Here is a 3,929-nt window from a genome sequence, read left to right as displayed (position 1 = left end):
CGCGGGCACTCAGCGCACACAAATGACCAGTATTGGCAAGCGATTCTGAAGACGTGTCGCTACGAGTTAGCTAATATCTATAGATATAGCGGAGCCAAATCGTTGCGTTCTACCTCTGCAACTCAGCCCAGCAATGCCGCGAGCGAAAAACTCGTCATTCTTGAATGATGTATTTTGGCGAACCAATCGGTCTGCACATCGCCATTCGAATCCCACAACTGAAACGAATAAAGAGACCTCATCGTATGAAATCCAGCTCCATCGGACCTTCGCTCTTACGACGTTCACGTGTTATGACGGTGCAGCCAAAACGCCCCATCTTGGTCCTTTTGCTGTTGTCACTCGCTACGATCGCGACACCGTCATTGGGTGAGACGATTTTGGTGGAAGCGGAAAGCTTTGCCGAACGCGGGGGATGGGTGATCGATCAACAATCGATGGACCAAATGGGATCCCCCTATCTAATGGCGCATGGATTGGGGACTCCGGTCGATGACGCAACCACCCAAGTCAAAGTATCGCAGCCGGGCGTATACCATGTATGGGTACGAACGCGAGATTGGGCGGGCCCATGGAAAACGTCCGACACCATCCCCGCGATGCGTGCGACGGGGTATCCTGGCAAATTCCAACTGAAGATTGATGGTGAAACACTCGCCGCCACCTTTGGTACCGAGCAGAGTGATTGGCATTGGCAAGACGGCGGCATGGTGCGGCTGACGAAGCCCGAAAGCACGTTGACGCTACACGATTTAACCGGATTCAACGGCCGATGTGATACGATCTTGTTGACCAACGAAAAGGGATTTATGCCCCCAAACGCGTTGGCAGACCTGAGTCTCTTTCGCCAAAAACTGCTCGGACAAAACGACAATCCTAGTGAAGGTGGCGACTATGACCTCGTCGTGGTCGGAGGCGGAATCGCGGGCATTTGTTCGGCGATCAGTGCCGCCCGCGCCGATTGTCGTGTCGCTTTGATTCAAGACCGTCCGGTCCTCGGTGGCAATAACAGCTCCGAAGTGCGCGTCGGTTTATCGGGACTGATTCGGCAAAAACCTTATCCGAACTTGGGCAATTTGGTGGACGAGATCAGTCCGGTAGGACACTGGACTCTATGGGATGCCACCGAGCATCCATCATGGCCGCGTGCACAAGAAATGGTGCAGATGACAAACCAGTTCCCTGAGAAGAAGATTCACAACGCAGGGCCAAAGTCCAACTACGAAGACGATAAAAAACTGAACGCCGTCAAAGCCGAATCTAATCTCACGCTGTTCTTGAACACCCACGTCAATGGTGTCGAGATGGACGGCGACAAAATCAGCGCAGTGGTCGGCCAGGATATTCGCAGCGGGGAACGAATCCGATTCACCGGTCGATTGTTCGCCGATTGCACCGGCGATGGCACCCTGGGTGCGATGGCAAACGCGGACTTCCGACAAGGCCGTGAATCGAAAGAGGAAACGCAAGAGTCGCTCGCGCCGGATGTCGCCGACGAGTTGGTGATGGGAACATCGGTCCAGTGGAATTCACGGACCAACACCTCACCGACCTCCTTCCCCGAATGCCCCTGGGCGGTTCAATTCGACGAAACCACTTGTGTCGATACGATCAAAGGCGATTGGGACTGGGAAACCGGAGCCAATCGAGATCAAGTCGAGGAGATCGAACGGATTCGTGACTACGGTCTGCGAGTCGTTTTCGGAAATTGGAGTGTGCTGAAAAACTCAGCGAAGTTCAAAGACCGTTTCGCCAATCGCGAACTTCAGTGGGTCGCCTACATCGGAGGCAAGCGTGAATCACGCCGACTGATGGGTGACGTGGTGCTAAAGCAACAAGACATTGTGTCGGCGAAGGATTTCGAGGACGCCAGCGTCACGACGACATGGACGATTGATTTGCACTATCCCTCGAAACCGATGTGCGCATGCGAAGCGTTTCAATCGACGGCCAAGACTCTCAAAATCACTCCGTACCCAATCCCTTATCGCTGCTTGTATTCACGCAATGTCGACAACCTGTTTATGGCGGGACGGAACATCAGCGTCACTCATGTGGCACTGGGCACAGTACGCGTCCAGCGGACCACCGGGATGATGGGCGAAGTGGTCGGCATGGCGGCGGCGATTTGCAAAGAACAATCGTGCTTACCACGCGAGGTGTACGACACTTATCTCGAAGACTTGAAAAAACAAATGGTCGATGGCGTGCCATCGGGCCAAACGGTGCTGTTAGGCCAAACAGAATAACGATTGCCAATCCAGTCAAATCGATATTCAAGTCATGGCTTCTAGTCGATTCTCACCATCCATGCCACCGCGAATCTGAAGCCGCGGCGGCAAGGGCCAAGCAGCTAGCTACCCAAACTCGAAATTTTCGGCGGTGTGCAATACCGTCGAACCGAGACGTGCAGCATCCGCTTGACCGCATCGACGCGGCGTCTTGATGCCGCAAAATGTACACCGCATTCCGCTACGATTCGAGTGTCGTGCCGCGGCGGATCGCGTTCTTTCCAAAGCGATCGAGGATCGAATCGGTAGCCTGATCCACTTGCGAGTCCCGACCATCGTTGTCATCGAACAAACCGAGTTGTCGTGTTCTTGAATTGGCCAGCGAGCTGACGCCCATACCAACAAGCCGCACCGGTTGATCGATGCGAATACGGGGAAGCAATGTATCGCGAACGGTTTCCCACAACGTGTTGGTCGAATTGCTCGACGACGCAAGCGTGGCCGAGCGAGCAAGTGTTTGAAAATCACTAAAACGCAGTTTCAAGGTCACCGTGCTGCAGTAGCGATCATGTCGGCGCAATCGCCGCCCCACCTGTTCGGTCAAACGTAGCAAGATCGCCTGCAAGACCTCGCTGTCGGAGACATCGGTATGAAACGTGGTCTCGTGAGAGATCGATTTAGCTTCGCGGTCGGGAACCACCGCTCGGTCATCGCGTCCCCAGGCTAAAGCGTACAAATGGTTCGCCGAACTACGCCCCATGGTCCGCGTCAGCTGATCGAGATCAGCGTGCCGTAGGTCGGCAACACGATAGATCCCGAGCTGCCCCAAGCGTGCTTCGGCTCGCTTGCCAACTCCCCATATCTTGTCGATCGATAACGGGTCTAAAAAATCATGTACTTTGGCGGGTTCCACGACGGTGAAGCCACGCGGTTTGGCGTGGCCGCTGGCAACCTTGGCAAGAAATTTGTTCGGCGCGACTCCCACCGATGCATTCAACCCAAGTTCAGCGAGAATTGCTTGTTGAATTTCTCGACCAATCTCGACCGCGGAACCGAACAATGCCTGACAGCCCGTGACATCCAAGAATGCCTCGTCGAGTGAGAGCGGCTCGACAAGTGGAGTGTAACGATGAAATATTTCACGTATCTGCCTCGAGATACTCGCATACAGGTCCATTTGAACGGGCACGACGACGAGCTGCCCACATCGCTCGAGAGCGGTTTTCATAGGCATCGCGCTATAAACGCCATATCGCCGCGCCTCGTAGCTGGCAGCCGCCACCACACCGCGCCCCTTGGCACTGCCACCGACCACGATCGGTATGCCGAGAAGCGACGGGTTATCACGTTGTTCCACCGACGCATAAAACGCGTCCATGTCGATATGCAAAATCATGAGCTAAAGTCTAACGCATCGAGCCCCTCTTGTATGGCTGGCGATGGTTTGATTCCAATAGGATGGTTCACCTGTGGCAAACCCAGCAGGGGGCTAATCAAAGCGACGCAGCCTGTGGAGGGAGACTTGCGGTGGAATTTGACCAACTGACGCACTTTCTGAAGATCGTTCAAACCCAAAACATCACGCGGGCAGCCGAAGAGCTCGGGTTGTCTCAGCCCGCAGTAAGCCGATCGCTACAGCGTTTGGAAGACGAGATTGGGCAACCGCTGTTTGAACGTCAATCGCGAAAGATGATGCTC

General features: G+C 54.5%; 3 protein-coding genes. 2 read left to right on the top strand and 1 reads right to left on the bottom strand.

The window, feature by feature from the left end:
• Positions 1–293 precede the first annotated feature (293 nt).
• Positions 294–2,249 carry an FAD-dependent oxidoreductase gene (locus RMSM_RS20915; RefSeq protein ID WP_008700822.1) on the top strand — a complete coding sequence of 652 codons (1,956 nt, stop codon included), beginning with the start codon at positions 294–296 and terminating at the stop codon, positions 2,247–2,249.
• A 223-nt stretch (positions 2,250–2,472) separates the two neighbouring features.
• Here the strand turns inward: RMSM_RS20915 and dinB are convergent, their stop codons facing one another.
• The gene (dinB, locus tag RMSM_RS20910) at positions 2,473–3,627 is read right to left on the bottom strand and encodes a DNA polymerase IV (protein WP_008700820.1); all 1,155 of its coding nucleotides are present in this window, start codon (positions 3,625–3,627) and stop codon (positions 2,473–2,475) included.
• Positions 3,628–3,689: 62 nt separating this feature from the next.
• On the opposite strand from dinB, the gene RMSM_RS37865 reads away from it, so the two are divergent.
• On the top strand, positions 3,690–3,929 hold a 240-nt coding region (locus RMSM_RS37865), incomplete at its 3' end, for a LysR family transcriptional regulator (protein ID WP_008700819.1).

The sequence above is a fragment of the Rhodopirellula maiorica SM1 genome (assembly GCF_000346295.1).
GTDB lineage: Bacteria > Planctomycetota > Planctomycetia > Pirellulales > Pirellulaceae > Novipirellula > Novipirellula maiorica.
The sequence above is the reverse complement of the archived record's forward strand: the minus strand, read 5'-3'. Positions and strand labels throughout refer to the sequence as shown.